Below are 15,791 nucleotides of genomic sequence, written 5' to 3' on the forward strand. Positions count from 1 at the left end.
CTCCTTGGGGAAAGGGGGGAAGGCGTGGGCTCACGCAGTGGCGGAGAACACGGATTTGGGATTGTCGACGAGCATGCGGTCGATGGCGGCCTGTTCCACGCCGTGGCGCAGGAGGCGAGGCACGAAATGCTTGAGGATGAAGCCGTACCCGAAGCCGCCATAGCGGGTGAGCATGATCTTCAGGAAGACGTCCTGCGATAGCAGCAGGCGGTCGGTGAAGCCCATGTCGACCAGCGCGCGGATCGCCGTGGCGTTCTGCTCGTCGGAGGGGGACTGGGCGTCCTGGTCGGCAAAGTAATAGTCCATGCCGATCATGTCGTATTCGAGGAAGGCGCCGCGCTCGGCCAGGGCTCGCTGATAGTCGAGGTCCGCATGGCTCGGATTCATGTGGCAGAGCACGGTGTGCCTGAGATCGGCGCCCTCGGCCTCGACGATGTCGAGCACGCGGTGGCCGAGGCGCTCCCAGCCGGGCAGATGGATGGAGAGCGGCAGGCCGGTAATCCCGGCCGCGCGCGCCGAGGCGCGCAGCGACTTTTCCTCCTCGGCGGTGAAGTCCTTGCTGACGCCGACTTCGCCGATGATCCCCGCCATGATCTCAGGCTGTTCTTGTCCGCCGCCGACATCGTTGACGATGAACTGCGTCACCTCCTCGACACTCATTGCCTTCAGCCAGTCTGGATGGGTCGGCTCCAGATAGAAGCCGGTGCCCATGATGATCTTCATGCCGGAGGCGCGGGAGATGCGTGCCAGCTTCTCGGGCGCCCGGCCGATGCCGATATTGGTGGCCTCGATCACCGTATGGCCGCCGAGCGCCTGGAAGCGCTTGAGCTCGGACAGAGCGAGGTCGCTGTCGTCGAGCGAGACATTGTCGCGGTTCATATAGGGGTTCATCCGCAATTCGCCGATGATCTCGATATTCACCGCCTGCTCGGCGATCGCCTGCTCGTCCGGGTGGCACGGGCATTTCCAGGTGCGGGCGCCGTCGAGCAGGATGTGCTCGTGCATCAGGGTGATGCCGAGATCGTCCACCGGCACGGGGCCGAGCACGGTCATGGCGGTGCCGGATCGGATGCCGATCGGCTTGCGTTCGGCGGGACGGGGCTGGAACAGGTGATCCATGCTCAATGGCTCCATGCTCAATGGCTTCTCATGGCGCCCTTGAACAGGCGGAAATTGAGCCAGATGGCGATCAGGATGATCGAACCGGTGACGATGGGTGTCAGGAAGGGCGACATATGCGCCAGCACCAGGCCGTTGGCGATCACCGCCACCGTCAGCGCCCCCAGCACCGTGCCGACAACGGTGCCGCGCCCGCCGAACAGGCTGGTGCCGCCCAGCACCACGGCGGCGATGACGTCGAGCTCGAAACCCTGGCCGGCATTGGAGGAGCCGGAGCCGAGGCGCGCCGCCAGGATGACGCCGGCGGCGGATGCCGCCATGCTGGAGAGGATGTAGACACACAGCACCACGAAGCGGGTGTTGATGCCGGCGCGCCTGACGGCCTCGGCATTGGCGCCGACGCCGGTGACATAGCGGCCGAAGGGCGTCCGGTTGAAGACGAGGAAGGCGATGACCAGCACCACCAGGGCGATCAGGGCCGGCACGGGCATGCCGAGGAACCAGGCCCGGCCGATCGCGGTGAAGGGACTCTGCGCCTCGACCGGGATCGAATAGCCTGCGGTGATCAGGAGTGCGAGGCCGCGGATCACCGACAGGCCGGCCAGCGTGACGATGAAGGCGGGGATGCGCTCATAGGCGATGAAGAAGCCCTGTATGGCGCCGATCACGCCGCCCATCGCCAGCATCAGCACGATGACGAGGGGCCAGGGAATGCCGGCCTGCAGGGAGGCCGCCGACAGGGTCGCGGCGAGCGCCAGAACCGAGCCGACCGAAAGGTCGATGCCGCCCGTGGTGATCACGAAGGTCATCGCGGCCGCCACGATCAGCAGCGGTGCCGACTGGCGCACGATGTTGAGGAGGTTGGGGGCGGTGAGGAAGGCCTCGGTCCAGATCGAGAAGACCAGGCAGACGAAAATGAAGAACAGCGCGATCGAGATGATGCTGCCGTTCGCCATCGCCTTGTCGCGCCAGCGGGCCTTGTGGACGCGCGGGCGATGGGCGGGCGTGGTGGATGAGGCCGTCATGCGCGAGCTCCGTTGTCCTTGGAGGCGTTGTCCTTGGGGGCTCCGGCGGAGCGGGCGTTGAATTTGCGGCCGACGATGAGGTTGACCACCTCCTCGATATTGGTGTCCTCGATCCGGCGCTCGGCGACGTTGCGGCCCTCATACATCACCTGGATGCGGTCGCAGACGAGGAAGAGGTCCTGCAGGCGGTGGGTGATCAGGATCACGCTGACGCCGCGGGCGCTGACGGTGCGGATCAGCTCGAGCACCGCCTCGACTTCGGCGACGGCCAAGGCGGCCGTAGGCTCGTCCATGATCAGCACGGAGGGGTTGAAGGAAGCCGCGCGACCGATGGCGATCGACTGGCGCTGGCCGCCGGAGAGGTTCTCGACCTTCAGCCTGGTATCGGCGATGACGATGCCGAGCTTGTCGAGCATGTCGCGGGCCTGCCCATGCATGCGGCGCTGATCGAGGAAGGGCACGCCGAGGATACGGTGCCGAGGCTCGCGGCCGAGGAAGAGATTGCCGGCAACGTCGACGCTGTCGCACAGCGAAAGGTCCTGATAGACCATCTCCACCCGCGCGGCGCGGGCATCGGCGGGGGAGGCGAAGGATTGTACCTTGCCGTCGATCTCGATCGTGCCGGAGTCGGGGATCACGGCGCCCGAGAGCACCTTGCTCAGGGTCGACTTGCCGGCACCGTTGTCGCCGACCAGTCCCAGCACCTCGCCGGGCCTGAGCATCAGCGATACGTCGTCCAGGGTCTGGATCGTGTTGTATCGCTTGGAGATACCGGTCATCTTGACGCGGTAGGGTTCGCCACTGTCCATCATGGTTCCGCCTGGCAATGAAAAGTCTGTCCCGAGGCTTCGGGAATGAGACTTCACAAATCTCGAAAGCTCGCGCTGCCCCTCACCTTACCTCTCCCCGTAAGAACGGGGCGAGGGGGCGCAAGCGTTGTGATCGATTCTTGAGCCCTGTCATCTCGCCCAACGGTTGGGCGAGATGAGATCTTTTCGGTATGAAATGCGCGATCGAAGTCCCCTCGCCCCGTTCTTACGGGGAGAGGTAAGGTGAGGGGCAGCGCGACCTTAATCAGGAAATCGCCGTCGGCCCGTTACTTGAACATGCCCCGGAACTTGTCGACGTTCTCCTTGGTGACGATCGTCACGGGAACGTTGATGATCGGCTCGATCTTCTCGCCCTTCTTGAGCTTGGTCAGGGCTTCCACCGCAGCCTTGCCTTCGCCGGCCGGGTCCTGCTGGATCACGCCGGTCACCCAGCCCTGGTCGATGCCTTCGATGGCCTGCTTGGTCAGGTCCCAGCCGAAGACCTTGACGCCGTCGGTGCGCCCCTGGCTGGTCACGGCGGAGACGGTGCCGAGCAGGGCGGGCTCGCCGGTGGCGTAGAGCGTGGTCATGTCGGGGTTGGCCGTCATCAGGTTCTCGGCGGCACTCAGCGCCACGTCCTGCACGTTCTGGCCGTCGACGGTGTCGAGGAAGGTGACCTTGAGGCCGCTGGCCGTCACCGCCTTCTTGAAGCCGTCCAGCCGCTGGTTCTGGATGTAGGAATTGAGGGCGCCGACCACGCCGATCTTGGCGGTGCCATTCAGCTTGGCCTTGACGTAGTCGGCATAGAACTTGCCGATGTCCTCGCCCGCCTTGAGATTGTCGACGCCGACGAAGGAGACATTGTCGCCGTCGGGAATCTGGGCATCGATGGCGATGACGGGGATGCCGGCCTTCTTGGCGGCGGTGATGGCGGGCTTCACGCCATTGACGTCGATGGCGATCAGGATGATGCCGTCGACCTTCTGGGTGATGTAGTTCTCGATCGCGTCGTTCTGGGCGCTTGGAACATTGTTGGCGTTGAAGATGACGAGCTTGGCGCCGGCCGCCTTGGCGGCGGCTTCAGCGCCTTCGTTGATCTGGTTGAAGAACAGGGCCTGCTGGTTGATGGTGACCAGGGCGAAAGTGTCGGCCGAAGCGGACACCGATCCGAGGGACAGCGCCAGGGCTGCCGCCGCCGCGCAGCCGGCGAGATATTTTGAAAGCCGCATTTCAATTCCCTTCATGGATGGCCCGTGCCGGGCTCATTCTCAGTTCTGACATCCGCATCATTCAAGAGACTTGAATTCATGTCAAGTTACTTGAATGGCGGTTTCGGGGATTCTTGAAACGCCGACGGCGTAAAGCCTCAGAAGGTGGCGGGCGTGTTGACCCAGAAGATGCTGGCGCGCTCGGTTCCGGTGTTGCGATACCAGTGCGGCAGTTCCGACTTGAACACGAAGGTATCGCCGGCGGAGAGCTTGAAGGTGCGCTCGCCGACCATCAGCTCCACGGTTCCGGCCAGCACATAGCCGACTTCCTCGCCCTGGTGCTGGATCGGCCCGGCGCTCTCGCCGCCGGCCTCGATATGGTGGATGTTGCACTGGAGAAGGTGGCCGGGCGAATAGGGAATCACCCGTTCCAGCGAAATGCCTTCGCCGCGCCGGAGCGGGTCCAGCGAGATCAGCGGGCGCGTGCCGGCGCGAAAGACGATGCCCTCTTCGCTATCCGATTCCTCGAACATCCAGCCGATATTGGTGCCGAGCACCTCGACGAGGCGATGCAGCATCGGCAGGGAAGGGGAAGCCTTGCCGTTCTCGATCTTGGACAACAGGCTTTCCGAGCAGTCCGCGGCCGTGGCCAGGGCCTTTAGCGTCAGCCCCCTTGTCTGCCGGGCCAGGCGAAGGCGGGTGCCGAGCCGCACGGGATTGGCCTGTTCCAGGGGATCGGGCTGATCGCCGGCGCGCCGTTTGAGATCGATTTTGTTCATTTCGCGATTGCCAGGATGCGTCATTGCCCGAAAGCCTAGCCGACGATTCTAGGCCACAAGCCTGCACCCTGTCCACTTCGCCGCTGGCAGCTCGGCATCGGCGCCCCAAACGGCTGGGCAGCCGGCACCTGCCATGCTACACCCGCAAGACCTTCGGTGCCCGCTTGCGGGAGAATCGGGAACGCGGTTTGAAGCCGCGACGTGCCCAACGCTGTAAGGGGGACTATCCGGGCAGGTTTCAGGCCACTCGTTCTGCGGGGAAGGCGTCCGGATGGGTGGATCCCGAGTCAGAAGACCGGCCGGAGGCGATAGATCGGCGTGCGCGGACGGCGCGGCGATTGCCATCGCAAGGGGAATGACGATGGACCCATCCAACGAGGCGCTCGCGCCCTCGGGGCCGTTTTCGCCGGCCGAACGTGAAGCCGTCTATCGCGCTATCTTCACCCGGCGGGACGTTCGCAGCCAGTTCAGCCCGCAGCCTGTGCCGGATGATGTCCTCGCCCGCATCCTCACGGCCGGGCATCACGCGCCCTCGGTCGGCTTCATGCAGCCCTGGAGTTTTCTCGTGCTGCGCTGCCCCGAAACCCGGCGCAAGGTGCAGGCTCTGTTCGAGGAAGCCAATGCCGAGGCCGTGGCAATGTTCCCGCCTGAAAAGCAGGCGCAATATCGCGCGCTGAAGCTGGAAGGCATCATCGATGCCCCGGTCAATCTGTGCATCACCTGCGATCCCGACCGCGCCGGCCCGGTGGTGCTTGGCCGCACCCATGACATGGCGATGGACCGCTATTCCACCGTCTGCGCGGTGCAGAATATCTGGCTGGCTGCACGGGCCGAGGGGGTCGGGGTCGGCTGGGTCAGTATCGTCGATCCGGCGCGCCTGCGTGAGGCGCTGGGCATTCCCGCGCGGGTGGTGCCGGTCGCCTATCTGTGCCTGGGCTATGTGCACGAAGCCTATGCCCGGCCCGAACTGGAGGTGAAGGGCTGGCGCCAGCGCCTGCCGCCGGAGGCTGTGCTGAGCTTCGACGGCTGGGACGGCCGGCAGCCCGGCCATCCCTTGCTCGCCGCCATGCGGGCCGCTATGGGAGATGCAGCTTCATAGAGCAAAGCACAAAATGCTTTGGGGTGGCCGGCGCAGATATGCGCCGTCCCGATCGGATGATACGGGCGATGGATTTCCTGCGTAAGAATGCGATCTGGATCATTGCTCTGCTGATCACCAGCCTGGTCCTGCTGGAGGGGCCGAGGGCGATCCTGATCGGAGCGTTCGTGGCCGCCGTCGTCGGCCTGTTCTGGCTGTTGCGCGGCAAGGCCCGCAAGCCGGCGGCAGCACGCCGGCTCGAGGCCGTCCCGAAGGTGGTTCCCCTCCCGCTCGACCGGGGTGCCGACACGGTCCGGCCTCAGGCGCTGGAGCGTGTCTCGCTCAAGGCCATCGATGATCCCAGGCTCGCTGCCGTCGTCCTGATGATCCAGCTCGTCCGCACCAATGGGTTGCTGACCCGGGCCGAACGGGACACCATCCTCGCCCTGATGAGCGACCCGCTCGGGATCGGCGACCGCGAGCGTATCTATGAGCAGGCCTTGCAATTGACGGATCGCGGCCGGGTGTTCACGCCGGTTGCCGAGGAATTGGTGCCGCTTTTCCGCGCCCGCCTGTCTTTGCCCGAGCGCCAGCAGCTCATCGACATGCTGACCGAGGTCGCCAATGCCTATGGTGAGGCCAGCGATTTGCAGCGCGAGGCGATCGTTCGCCTGAAGCGGCACCTGCTCGCGCCGGATGCCGCAGCCGGGCGCTCGCTCAATTGAAATAGAAGGCGTAGCTCGCGACGTCGCCGCCGAAGATGCGCGTGGCCTGTCCCCAGGCCTCGGCGTCCATCACCTTGCCATTGTCGAGGTAGGGCAGGGCCCCCGGGCCGGTGATCCACAGCACCAGGTCGAAATTGCCGGGCTGCTCGAACACCCTGGCGAGATTGATGCCCTTGGCAAAGCGCCAATGCGGCATCAAAAGCTTGCCGTCCAGCACCTCGTCGACCTGCCCGAGCAGCGCGAGCCACGAGTCGATGCGCTCCTGCGTCACTTCGAGGGAGGGGAGCACGCCGCTCTTCTGCCGTGGGCCGGGAAGCCATTCGTGGTCGTCGTCGGTTTCCTTGGCGATCAGTCCCCAGGTCTCACGATTGAGCTGGATCACCGTCTTGAAATGGCTGCGCACTTCCAGCCACATCGCCTTGTCGGCCACCGGCCAGTCTATGGTGTGCACCAGGCTGATCAGGTCGGCGATGGCATCGGTATCGCGCTTGCTGGTGCCGAACAGGGTCATGCCCAGTCCGTCGTCACCATCGACGCCATTGGCCTTGGCAAGGCCGCTGACGGCGCGCGGAAACAGGCTGCCGAAGCCGGCGTCCCAGCTGCGCGACATGTCGTGTGACAAGAGGGTCTTGGTCAGGGCCATCAGGAAGTTGCAATAGCCGCGCAGCCATTTGGCGTCGGCCGTGTCGAAGGCGACGATGAAGGGTTTGGGCTTGCCGGCATCGTCGAGGTCCGAGATCGCTGCGCCGATATGGTCGCGCTCGTCGATGATGCCGTCGCCGTTCCAGTCGAAGCGGGTGACGGAGAGATCGACCGTGAGCTTGGCCTCGATGTCGCCGACCTCTGCCAAGGTTTGGTCCGCCTTTTCGAGGTCGGCCACGAAGGTGGTGAGGATGCCGCGAAAATCCTGATAGGTGATGGGCTGCGGATCGGGATTGGTGCTGAAGACGGTACCTGACAGGCCGAGCAGGCGCATTGCCGGGATTTCGGTTGCAAAGCCATATTTGTAGAGGGCTTGCGACAGATGTTCGAGCGCCCGTGCCGTGCGTACCATGCCGAGGCCGAGCCTGGCGTCGGCATTGCCGCTGGCCTTGGTGGCGAGGGCCAGCATTTGCTCGTCCGCCTCGCTGATGCGGCCCTTGCCGAGATAGCTCTGGAACAGGGCCGAGGCCGCATTGTCGGCCCTGGCCGGCGCGAGAGAGACCGCCACCGTCAGCGCGGAGGCCATGGCCCATGTCAGCAGATAGCGCATCGTCATTCCCGTCGGGGCACGGCATACACCGGGAATCGGAGGGAGCCTGCCTGAAAGATCGTTGGATAGGGCATAGGCCGCGAACGCCGCAACGACTTTGCGGCGCCGGGGAAAGAGCTTCCTCAGTACAGGTCTCAGTCGAACACACCAGCCACGCTGCCGGTCAGGTCGACGCCATCCTTGAGCACCCGCAGGCGATAGGCGGCAATGGAATAGACCCCGATCAGCCACGCATACATCAGCGGCAGGACGAGCAGCATCATGATCAGGGCTGCGATGCCGCCACCGGGCCCGAATATCCGTGCCAGAACATTCACGACCAGGAGATAGGCGAACCAGATCACCCAGGTGAGGAGCATCATGCCGAACAGAGGCCAGCGATACCCCGCGCTGAGATAGCGGCTGCGGCCAAGCGCGCGGATCGGTCCGATATCCTCGTTGATGCAGATGACGAAGGAAAGCAGATAGGGAAAGACCAGATAGAGGGCGAAAATACCGGCGATCAGCATGGCGACGATGACGAAGCCGGGCGGGGCGCCAATGCCGAAGAAGACCAGTCCGAGCAAAGCGGCAACCAAATAGAGCGCGATATAGGCAAGCAAATAGATCAGCAGCAGGCCAAGGGCTGGCAAGAATCGTCTGGCACCGGCGATACAGGCCGCCAGCACGGGTTTGGCCGGATCGACGTGGCGATCATGGATCAGACGGATCAATGCACAATAAAAAGCGAGCGACAGGAAACAGGCCGCGAGGAGCAGGAGGTAGAATATTCCGATGCTTCTTGCGATAGCCGACTCGACAGCGAGCTGGTCACCATACAAGGCGGACCAGAAGAACGAGCCAAGCAAGCCGAAGAATATGGCGAAGACTGCCAGCTGCAGCAGGAGAGACCAGCCGTAGTTTCGCAGGCTGACGCCAAAGGCATCGGAGATGATCTGCCCGATGCCCAAGGGACTGCTTCCTGGATGTTCGGATGATGGCGAGGCGACTGACATGAGAGCTCCCCTTGCTCATGATCAACACAATCGGATCTTCGATCCGGCCGGCACGATTGAAAGGTCAAGGCTTCAACAGAAATGGCTGTCCTTTTCGGCAAGTAGAGTGCAATGACGCACGCTATCCTAGCGGCCTCGATTCAGAAACGGAGTCCCGTGCGTCACACCTGATACTGCGGGGAAAACCGATCTGTGTCGTCATGGCAAGACGCGCTCCAACGTTTGCGCCTGTCTGCTCCAACGCCTTGTTTGGCTGTGCCTTTGCGTTTCTCAGGGAATCCACCAGATCGCAAAACGCCTTGATGCGGGCCTGGATTGACCTTTGTAGCCCGATCCGCCACAAGGTCCGGCAATTCCTCCCGCCCCATCCGGACAACGCAGCATGGCCGCCGAAGCAAAGTTGAAGAAAGCCGTCGAGCATCATCGCGCAGGCCGGCTCGATGCCGCCGAGGCCGCTTATCGCGAGATCCTGGCCGGTCGCGCCGGGGACTTCAACGCCCTGAACCTGCTCGGTACGCTCCTGCTGCAGCGGGGCGCCAATGACGAGGCCGAGAAGGTGCTTCGCCGGGCAGTCGAGGTCAATCCCGGCAGCGCCGACGCTCAGATGCGGCTGGGGCTCGCCAATCGTGGCCTCGGCAATGAGTCGCGTGCGGAATATTGCTTCCGCTCCTCCCTGAAGCTCGACCCCAAGGCGGCCGATACCCATTATAACTACGGTAATTTGCTGGCTTCGCTCGAGCGCGGTGACGAGGCGCTGCAGGCCTATCTGACCTGCCTGAAGCTCGAGCCGAACCATGTCGAGGCCCATATCGGCCTGGGCGACCTCCTCCTGCACAACCAACGGGCCGAGCCGGCTGCCGCCCATTACCAGCAGGCCGTGGCCTTGAGGCCCTCCTCGCCGGGGGCCCTTGTTGGCCTCGGCCGTTCGGCCCGCGCTCTCGGTAAAACCGAGGAGGCCCGCAAGATTTTCGAAAGACTGGTCGAGCTCGATCCCGGACATGACGAGGCCCGGCGGAGCCTAGCCGAACTGGGGTAACCGCCCTGGTAGCGCTGTGTTTTCACCACAACGCGTTTTGCCTCACCGCGTCGTTTGCCTATGGGGGTGCTGCCCCTCACCTTACCCTAGAGCGTATCTTGTTTAAGTTGGTTCATAGCCCGCTGCCTGGAAGTAGTTCGCGCATTCGGCTGGGCTGAAGAGGTGGATGATCGAGCCGACTGCCTCCCATAGGGCATCGATGGTCCTTTCGGCCTTTGCCCGTAGCAGCGCCTTGAGTTTGGAGAACGCATTTTCAATTGGGTTGAAGTCGGGGCTGTAGGGCGGCAGATAGAGCAGGCTCGCACCTGCCGTCTCGATCGCATTACGCACGCCGGCGGTCTTGTGGGCCGGCAGGTTGTCCATCACGACAACGTCGCCGGGCTCAAGGGTCAGGACCAGGACCTGCTCGACATAGGCAAGGAATGCGTTGCCGTTCATGGCGCCGTCATAGACGAAGGGCGCGGTCATCCCGGTCAACCGCAGGGCGCCGGTGAAAGTGGTCGTTTTCCAATGACCGTGGGGAACGCCCGCCCGGCAACGCTCACCACGGGGCGCTCTTCCACGCAAGCGCGCCATCTTCGTCGACAGCCCCGTCTCATCGATGAACACGAGCCTTGCCGGATCGAGATCGAGTTGACCGTCGAACCAAGCCTGGCGGCGTTTCAGGATGTCGGGCCGATCCTGCTCCAGTGCATGTGCGGACTTTTTTTGAACGTCCAGCCATGGCCACGAAGCCAGGCGCTCAGGGCACTGCGGCTGATCCCGACCGATTGCTCGGTCTCCAGCCGCCGCACCATCTCGTTGAGCGTGATGTCCTTGCGTTCCTCGATCAGCCCGACGATGAAGGCTTCATGCACATCGAGGCTGGAGGAGCGGCTACGGCCAGGCCGTCGAGGCGCCAACTCGCCTACCTTCGCTCGTGCTATCCAGCGGATCGCACTCGAAACGCCGACACCGAACCGCGCTGCAGCCCGACGCGCCGACATGCCTTCTGCCGAGGCCTTCAGGACCCGTGACCGTAGATCTCCGCTCAGGGCTCTTCCCATCATCAACCTCTCCCACAAGGCAGATGTTGAATCAGCTCACAAGCCACCTGTCACATCACAATCGATTCATCGATCGCAGGACATGCTCTAGTCAACTCAAGAGAGTTGACGACACCGCGTAAGAACGGGGCGAGGGGACTTCAGCCGGTCACCTCTTGCCTGAAGCATCTCATCTCGCCCAACGGTCGGGCGAGATGAACCGTACTCGGATAAACCGCGACGTCTGCGCCTCCTCGCCCCGTTCTTACGGGGAGAGGTAAGGTGAGGGGCAGCGTCACGGTGCGTGAACATGCTGCCAGGCTTTCTGGATAATGCGCTAAGCCTGCGCCGCCTTGAATTCGCGCCGATGCGCGTGGAGCAGCGGTTCGGTATAGCCCGATGGCTGCGAGCGGCCCTCGAAGACCAGATCGCACGCCGCCCGGAAGGCCACCCCGTCGAAACCAGGAGCCATCGCACGGTAGTGGGGATCGCCGGCGTTCTGGCGATCCACGACCTCCGCCATACGCCGCATGATCTGCCTGACCTCATCTTCATCAACGATGCCGTGGTGGAGCCAGTTGGCGACATGCTGCGCCGAGATGCGGCAGGTCGCGCGGTCCTCCATCAGTCCGACGTCGTTGATGTCAGGCACCTTCGAACACCCGATGCCCTGGTCGATCCAGCGCACCACATAGCCGAGGATGCCCTGCGCATTGTTCTCGACCTCGCGGCGGATCTGCTCGGGCGTCCACTTCTGGTAGCTTGCGACCGGGATTTCGAGGATCGTTTCGACATAGGCTCGCCTGCCGCCTTTCGCCAGCGCGGCCTGCACCGCGAAGACGTTGACCTTGTGGTAATGCAGGGCGTGGAGCGTGGCCGCCGTCGGGCTGGGGACCCAGGCGCAATTGGCGCCGGCCTTGGGATGCTCGATCTTGGCTTCCAGCATGGCCGCCATCTTGTCCGGCATCGCCCACATGCCCTTGCCGATCTGGGCCTTGCCCGAAAAGCCGCATTGCAGGCCGATGTCGACGTTCTGGTTCTCGTAGGCGCCGATCCAATCCTTGCGCTTGATGAAGTCCTTGCGGCTGAACGGGCCGGCCTCCATCGAGGTATGGATCTCGTCCCCGGTACGATCGAGGAAGCCGGTATTGATGAAGACGATGCGATGCTTCGCCGCCCGGATGCACTCCTTGAGGTTGACGCTGGTGCGCCGTTCTTCGTCCATCACCCCCAGCTTGACGGTATGCTTGGGCAGGCCGAGCACCGTTTCGACATGGGTGAAGACCTCGTCGGCGAAGGCGACCTCGGCAGGCCCGTGCATCTTGGGCTTGACCACATAGACTGAGCCGGTGACCGAATTGCGCAGGCCCTCGGACTTCTTCAGGTCATGCATGGCGATCAGCGTGGTCACCATCGCATCCATCAGGCCTTCGAAGATCTCTCCGCCATCCTGGTCGAGGATGGCCGGATTGGTCATGAGGTGGCCGACATTGCGCACCAGCATCAGCGCCCGGCCCTTGATCGAGACTTCGCCGCCATTCGGTGCGGTGAAGGTCAAATCCGGGTTGAGCTTGCGCGTCATTTCGGCACCATCCTTGCGGAAGGTCTCCGTCAGGCCGCCCTGCATCAGTCCCAGCCAGTTGCGATAGGCGACCACCTTGTCCTCGGCATCGACGCAGGCAACCGAATCCTCGCAATCCATGATCGCCGAGATGGCGCTTTCCAGCCGGATGTCGGCGAGGCCCGCTTGGTCGCGGCTGCCGATCGAGTGGGCCCGGTTGAAGATCAGTTGGACGTGCAATCCGTTGTTGCGAAGGAGCACGGCGTCGGGCGCGCGTGGATGGCCGCGATAGCCGACGAATTTCTCCGGTTCGAGCAGCGGCATGTCGTCGACCAGAAGTGCGCCGTTGCGGATATGATAGCGCCGGGCATCCGCATGGCTCGTACCCTCGAGCGGGAAGGCCTCGTCGAGGAAAACTCGCGCCCTTGCCACGACGCGCGCGCCGCGGCCGCGGTTGTAGCTGCCGGCGGGCGGCGGGCCGCCGCCCGCGTCGGTGCCGTAGAGGCTGTCATAGAGGCTGCCCCAGCGCGCATTGGCGGCGTTCAGCGCGAAGCGTGCATTGGTGATCGGCACCACGAGCTGGGGACCTGCGACCGTGGCGATCTCCGGATCCACATTCTCGGTCGCGATGGTGAAATTGTCGCCCTCGGGCAAGAGATAGCCGATCTCGGTGAGGAAAGCCTTGTAGGCATTGCGGTCATGAGGCTGGCCATGGTGGGCGAGGTGCCAGGCATCGATCTGGGCCTGCAGTTCGTCGCGCCGCTGCAAGAGCGCCTTGTTGCGCGGTCCGAATTCACGGACCAGCGCAGAGAAGCCATCCCAGAAAGCCTGTGCCTCTACCCCCGTGCCGGGCAGTGCCTCCTGCTCCAGAAAGGACACAAGCTCGGGCGCGACGAGCAGGCCGCCGCGTGCCACGCGTGTGGCCGAGTGTCCGGCTTCAGCCTTGTCGTTCATGGTGATCCCTTATCAGTCAGCAATTGTCATGATCATGGCGAGTCTGGTTGTGGATACGCCAAACATCCCCTGTTGGGTATCGAATTTCCATCTGATGGCAATGCTGAGACGGTCACACTTTCACAGACCCAGAACAATAGGCGTTGCGGCCAAACGGCCTCTTGGCAACGGATTCGAGGTGGGCTTCATCCAGGCTGCCCACCCTTTTCTCACGGTTTGCCGGTGCGGCGGGACGCTCGCCGTCGCACATGACTGGAGGCTGCCTTACGATGTCGGCATGCGTTTGATGCACAGCGCGCCGAGCAGCAGGGCGATGAGGAGACCGAACGCGGCGACCCACATGGCCGTGCTCATGCCGGAAAGGGAACTGCCGCCGGCACCGATCACGCCGAATACCGCGACGCCGACCGCGCCTCCGGTCTGGCGGAGGGCGTTGAGAACGCCGGAGGCGATACCGGCCCGGGTTTTCTCTACGGTGGCGAGCAGGGCGCCGATCATGGCAGGCACGGCGAGCGCCATGCCGAAGCCGATGAGCAGCAGCGGCCACCAGATATGAGCGTAGCCGGCATCCCCCCGCAGCTGCAGTGCCAGGGCGACGAAACCGAAGGTGTCGATGGCGAGGCCGAGCACGATGGGCAGCCGGTTACCCCAACGCACGGCGACGCGTCCGGACATGATGTTGGTGATCGCGATAAGGCCGGTCATCGGCAGGAAGGCAAGTCCAGCGCTCAAGGGAGACATGCCGAGCCCATCCTGGAAATACAGGCTGAGCAGGAAGATGGCGCCGTAGAAGCTGACATTGAGCAGAGTGCCGATCAGGGCTGCAGCCGTGAAGATCGGGTTGCGGAACAGGCTCAGCGGCATCATGGGCTCGGCCGTCCGGGATTCCACGGCCAGGAATAGCGCGCCTGCCAGGAGGAAGACGGCGATGGCGCCGAGAATGGCGGGATGGCTCCAGCCCAGGGGCTCGCCCTCGATGATCGCGGCCGTCAGCGCCACCACCGTAAGGATGCCGAGAATCTGGCCCGGCAGGTCGATGGCGCGCGCATGGCGCTCGGTCGTCTCCTCGGTGAAGCGCAGTGCCATCCACAGTGCGAGCAGGCCGACGGGCAGATTGATCAGGAAGATGCTGCGCCAGCCGAACAGGGCGATCAGCAGGCCGCCGAGCACGGGGCCTGCCACCATGGCCAGGCCACCGACGGAGCCCCAGACGCCGATGGCCTTGGCGCGCTCGGACGGGTCGCGATAGGCATGGACCACCAGGGCCAGCGACGGCGGCATCAGCAGAGCGGCGCCGATGCCTTGCAGAACGCGCGCGGCAATCAGCGCTGTGCCGCTCGGCGCAAGGCCGCAGGCCAGCGAGGCGAGGGTGAACAGCGCCAGGCCGAGAAGGTAGAGACGCTTGGCTCCGAACCGGTCCCCGAGCGCACCGCCGGTGAGGAGCAGGCCGGCGAAGGCGAGCGTATAGCCGTTGACCACCCATTGCAGCCCGGCGACGCCGTCCGCCATCAGGCCACGCATCTGGTCGAGCCCGACATTGACGATGCTGACGTCGAGCTGCACCAGCGCGACGCCGAGGCTGAGAGCGGCCAGGCGGGCCGCCGGTCGAACCGGCCTTCGCAGGCCGGAACCAGCCGGTTCCGCCGTGGAGGTCCAAGTCTTCTCGCTTCCCGTGCTGCATGGTTCCGGTACGGCCGGCTGCAGACTGGTCATGATGAAATCTCTTCTTGGGTAATTATCGCGTCGGCGATGTCATTTAAGTATGATATTATTCATACCTAGAAGCGGTTCGATTAGCAATCGACCAATGCAGGATCCCCTCTCGACAGGGGGCGGATGGCAAGGGAGGCGGCAATATCCGACCAGGACGATCACCCCAGCCGGGAGGAGATCACTCTCGGCTCCATCTTGGCAGCGCTTGCCGATCCGCATCGGCGGCGCGTGGTGGCGACCCTCGTGCTCGCCCCCGACGGCACGGAGATCGGCTGCTCGTCCTTCGGCCTGCCCGTGACCAAGGCCACGCGCACCTATCATTTCCGCATGCTGCGTGAGGCGGGCCTGATCGGCATGATCGACTATGGCAATTGCCGCAAGACCTATCTGCGCCGGGCGGATATCGAGGCGAAGTTCCCGGGCTTGCTCGCCTGGGTCGTTGCCGAGGCGGAGGCTGCATCGGGTTGAGAATCCGCCTTCGAGAGCTGGGCGGAGATTTGAGGCTGGGTCCA

14 protein-coding genes and 1 riboswitch are annotated in these 15,791 nt (G+C 64.0%); of the genes, 4 read left to right on the forward strand and 10 right to left on the reverse strand.

What is annotated here, in order from left to right; all coding sequences use genetic code 11:
* Window positions 1-30: 30 nt before the first annotated feature.
* From ACIGJE_RS09695 to ACIGJE_RS09715, 5 genes are all read right to left on the reverse strand, one after another.
* A complete protein-coding gene (locus ACIGJE_RS09695; RefSeq protein ID WP_367624302.1) occupies window positions 31-1,119 on the reverse strand; it encodes a phosphotriesterase family protein in 1,089 nt (362 codons plus the stop codon).
* A 17-nt stretch (window positions 1,120-1,136) separates the two neighbouring features.
* Entirely contained in the window at window positions 1,137-2,144 is a 1,008-nt protein-coding gene (locus ACIGJE_RS09700; RefSeq protein ID WP_149253979.1) for an ABC transporter permease, read from the reverse strand.
* Window positions 2,141-2,956, reverse strand: a complete 816-nt coding sequence (locus ACIGJE_RS09705) for an ATP-binding cassette domain-containing protein (protein ID WP_367624301.1) — start codon at window positions 2,954-2,956, stop codon at window positions 2,141-2,143. Before ACIGJE_RS09705 ends, ACIGJE_RS09700 begins: the two co-directional genes overlap by 4 nt.
* A gap of 284 nt (window positions 2,957-3,240) precedes the next feature.
* Window positions 3,241-4,182, reverse strand: a complete 942-nt coding sequence (locus tag ACIGJE_RS09710; RefSeq protein WP_311942541.1) for an ABC transporter substrate-binding protein — start codon at window positions 4,180-4,182, stop codon at window positions 3,241-3,243.
* Between the two features lie 137 nt (window positions 4,183-4,319).
* Entirely contained in the window at window positions 4,320-4,940 is a 621-nt protein-coding gene (locus tag ACIGJE_RS09715; protein ID WP_415080406.1) for a cupin domain-containing protein, read from the reverse strand.
* Between the two features lie 137 nt (window positions 4,941-5,077).
* A riboswitch (cobalamin riboswitch) is annotated at window positions 5,078-5,258 on the forward strand.
* A 43-nt stretch (window positions 5,259-5,301) separates the two neighbouring features.
* Between ACIGJE_RS09715 and bluB the strand changes: the two genes are divergently transcribed.
* Entirely contained in the window at window positions 5,302-6,039 is a 738-nt protein-coding gene (gene bluB / locus ACIGJE_RS09720; RefSeq protein ID WP_415080407.1) for a 5,6-dimethylbenzimidazole synthase, read from the forward strand.
* Between the two features lie 68 nt (window positions 6,040-6,107).
* Entirely contained in the window at window positions 6,108-6,743 is a 636-nt protein-coding gene (locus tag ACIGJE_RS09725) for a TerB family tellurite resistance protein (protein WP_415080408.1), read from the forward strand.
* On the opposite strand, the gene ACIGJE_RS09730 is transcribed toward ACIGJE_RS09725, so the two are convergent.
* Both ACIGJE_RS09730 and ACIGJE_RS09735 read right to left on the reverse strand, forming a co-directional pair.
* A complete protein-coding gene (locus ACIGJE_RS09730) occupies window positions 6,736-7,995 on the reverse strand; it encodes a hypothetical protein (RefSeq protein WP_483679922.1) in 1,260 nt (419 codons plus the stop codon). The genes ACIGJE_RS09725 and ACIGJE_RS09730 overlap by 8 nt on opposite strands.
* Window positions 7,996-8,129: 134 nt before the next feature.
* Window positions 8,130-8,945: a DUF975 family protein gene (locus tag ACIGJE_RS09735; protein WP_483679924.1), complete on the reverse strand. Its 816-nt coding sequence runs from the start codon at window positions 8,943-8,945 to the stop codon at window positions 8,130-8,132.
* Between the two features lie 427 nt (window positions 8,946-9,372).
* Between ACIGJE_RS09735 and ACIGJE_RS09740 the strand changes: the two genes are divergently transcribed.
* Window positions 9,373-10,026: a tetratricopeptide repeat protein gene (locus tag ACIGJE_RS09740; protein WP_483679926.1), complete on the forward strand. Its 654-nt coding sequence runs from the start codon at window positions 9,373-9,375 to the stop codon at window positions 10,024-10,026.
* A 102-nt stretch (window positions 10,027-10,128) separates the two neighbouring features.
* Here the strand turns inward: ACIGJE_RS09740 and ACIGJE_RS09745 are convergent.
* The 3 genes from ACIGJE_RS09745 to ACIGJE_RS09755 all read right to left on the reverse strand — a co-directional run bounded on the left by ACIGJE_RS09745 (window position 10,129) and on the right by ACIGJE_RS09755 (window position 15,279).
* A protein-coding gene (locus tag ACIGJE_RS09745; RefSeq protein WP_483680231.1) for an IS630 family transposase occupies window positions 10,129-11,072 on the reverse strand; the annotation gives its coding sequence in 2 pieces (ribosomal slippage) (window positions 10,129-10,739 and window positions 10,739-11,072; 945 coding nt in all).
* Between the two features lie 316 nt (window positions 11,073-11,388).
* On the reverse strand, window positions 11,389-13,566 hold the full coding sequence (locus ACIGJE_RS09750; RefSeq protein WP_483679928.1) for a malate synthase G: 2,178 nt from the start codon (window positions 13,564-13,566) through the stop codon (window positions 11,389-11,391).
* A 264-nt stretch (window positions 13,567-13,830) separates the two neighbouring features.
* Complete coding sequence (locus ACIGJE_RS09755; protein WP_483679930.1) at window positions 13,831-15,279, reverse strand: MFS transporter; 1,449 nt, start codon at window positions 15,277-15,279, stop codon at window positions 13,831-13,833.
* A gap of 123 nt (window positions 15,280-15,402) precedes the next feature.
* On the opposite strand from ACIGJE_RS09755, the gene ACIGJE_RS09760 reads away from it, so the two are divergent.
* On the forward strand, window positions 15,403-15,747 hold the full coding sequence (locus tag ACIGJE_RS09760; protein WP_367624293.1) for an ArsR/SmtB family transcription factor: 345 nt from the start codon (window positions 15,403-15,405) through the stop codon (window positions 15,745-15,747).
* The last annotated feature ends 44 nt before the right edge of the window (window positions 15,748-15,791 follow it).

This window comes from Labrys sp. E2SS-1L, from assembly GCF_057073705.1.

What these genes read in the sequence shown, in the direction of transcription:
- ACIGJE_RS09750 (WP_483679928.1), bottom strand. Translation starts at nt 13,566, where the DNA reads ATGAACGACAAGGCTGAAGCCGGACACTCGGCCACACGCGTGGCACGC.
- bluB (WP_415080407.1), top strand. Translation starts at nt 5,302, where the DNA reads ATGGACCCATCCAACGAGGCGCTCGCGCCCTCGGGGCCGTTTTCGCCG.
- ACIGJE_RS09740 (WP_483679926.1), top strand. Translation starts at nt 9,373, where the DNA reads ATGGCCGCCGAAGCAAAGTTGAAGAAAGCCGTCGAGCATCATCGCGCA.
- ACIGJE_RS09700 (WP_149253979.1), bottom strand. Translation starts at nt 2,144, where the DNA reads ATGACGGCCTCATCCACCACGCCCGCCCATCGCCCGCGCGTCCACAAG.
- ACIGJE_RS09705 (WP_367624301.1), bottom strand. Translation starts at nt 2,956, where the DNA reads ATGATGGACAGTGGCGAACCCTACCGCGTCAAGATGACCGGTATCTCC.
- ACIGJE_RS09715 (WP_415080406.1), bottom strand. Translation starts at nt 4,940, where the DNA reads ATGAACAAAATCGATCTCAAACGGCGCGCCGGCGATCAGCCCGATCCC.
- ACIGJE_RS09695 (WP_367624302.1), bottom strand. Translation starts at nt 1,119, where the DNA reads ATGGATCACCTGTTCCAGCCCCGTCCCGCCGAACGCAAGCCGATCGGC.
- ACIGJE_RS09710 (WP_311942541.1), bottom strand. Translation starts at nt 4,182, where the DNA reads ATGCGGCTTTCAAAATATCTCGCCGGCTGCGCGGCGGCGGCAGCCCTG.
- ACIGJE_RS09725 (WP_415080408.1), top strand. Translation starts at nt 6,108, where the DNA reads ATGGATTTCCTGCGTAAGAATGCGATCTGGATCATTGCTCTGCTGATC.
- ACIGJE_RS09760 (WP_367624293.1), top strand. Translation starts at nt 15,403, where the DNA reads ATGGCAAGGGAGGCGGCAATATCCGACCAGGACGATCACCCCAGCCGG.
- ACIGJE_RS09755 (WP_483679930.1), bottom strand. Translation starts at nt 15,279, where the DNA reads ATGACCAGTCTGCAGCCGGCCGTACCGGAACCATGCAGCACGGGAAGC.
- ACIGJE_RS09730 (WP_483679922.1), bottom strand. Translation starts at nt 7,995, where the DNA reads ATGCGCTATCTGCTGACATGGGCCATGGCCTCCGCGCTGACGGTGGCG.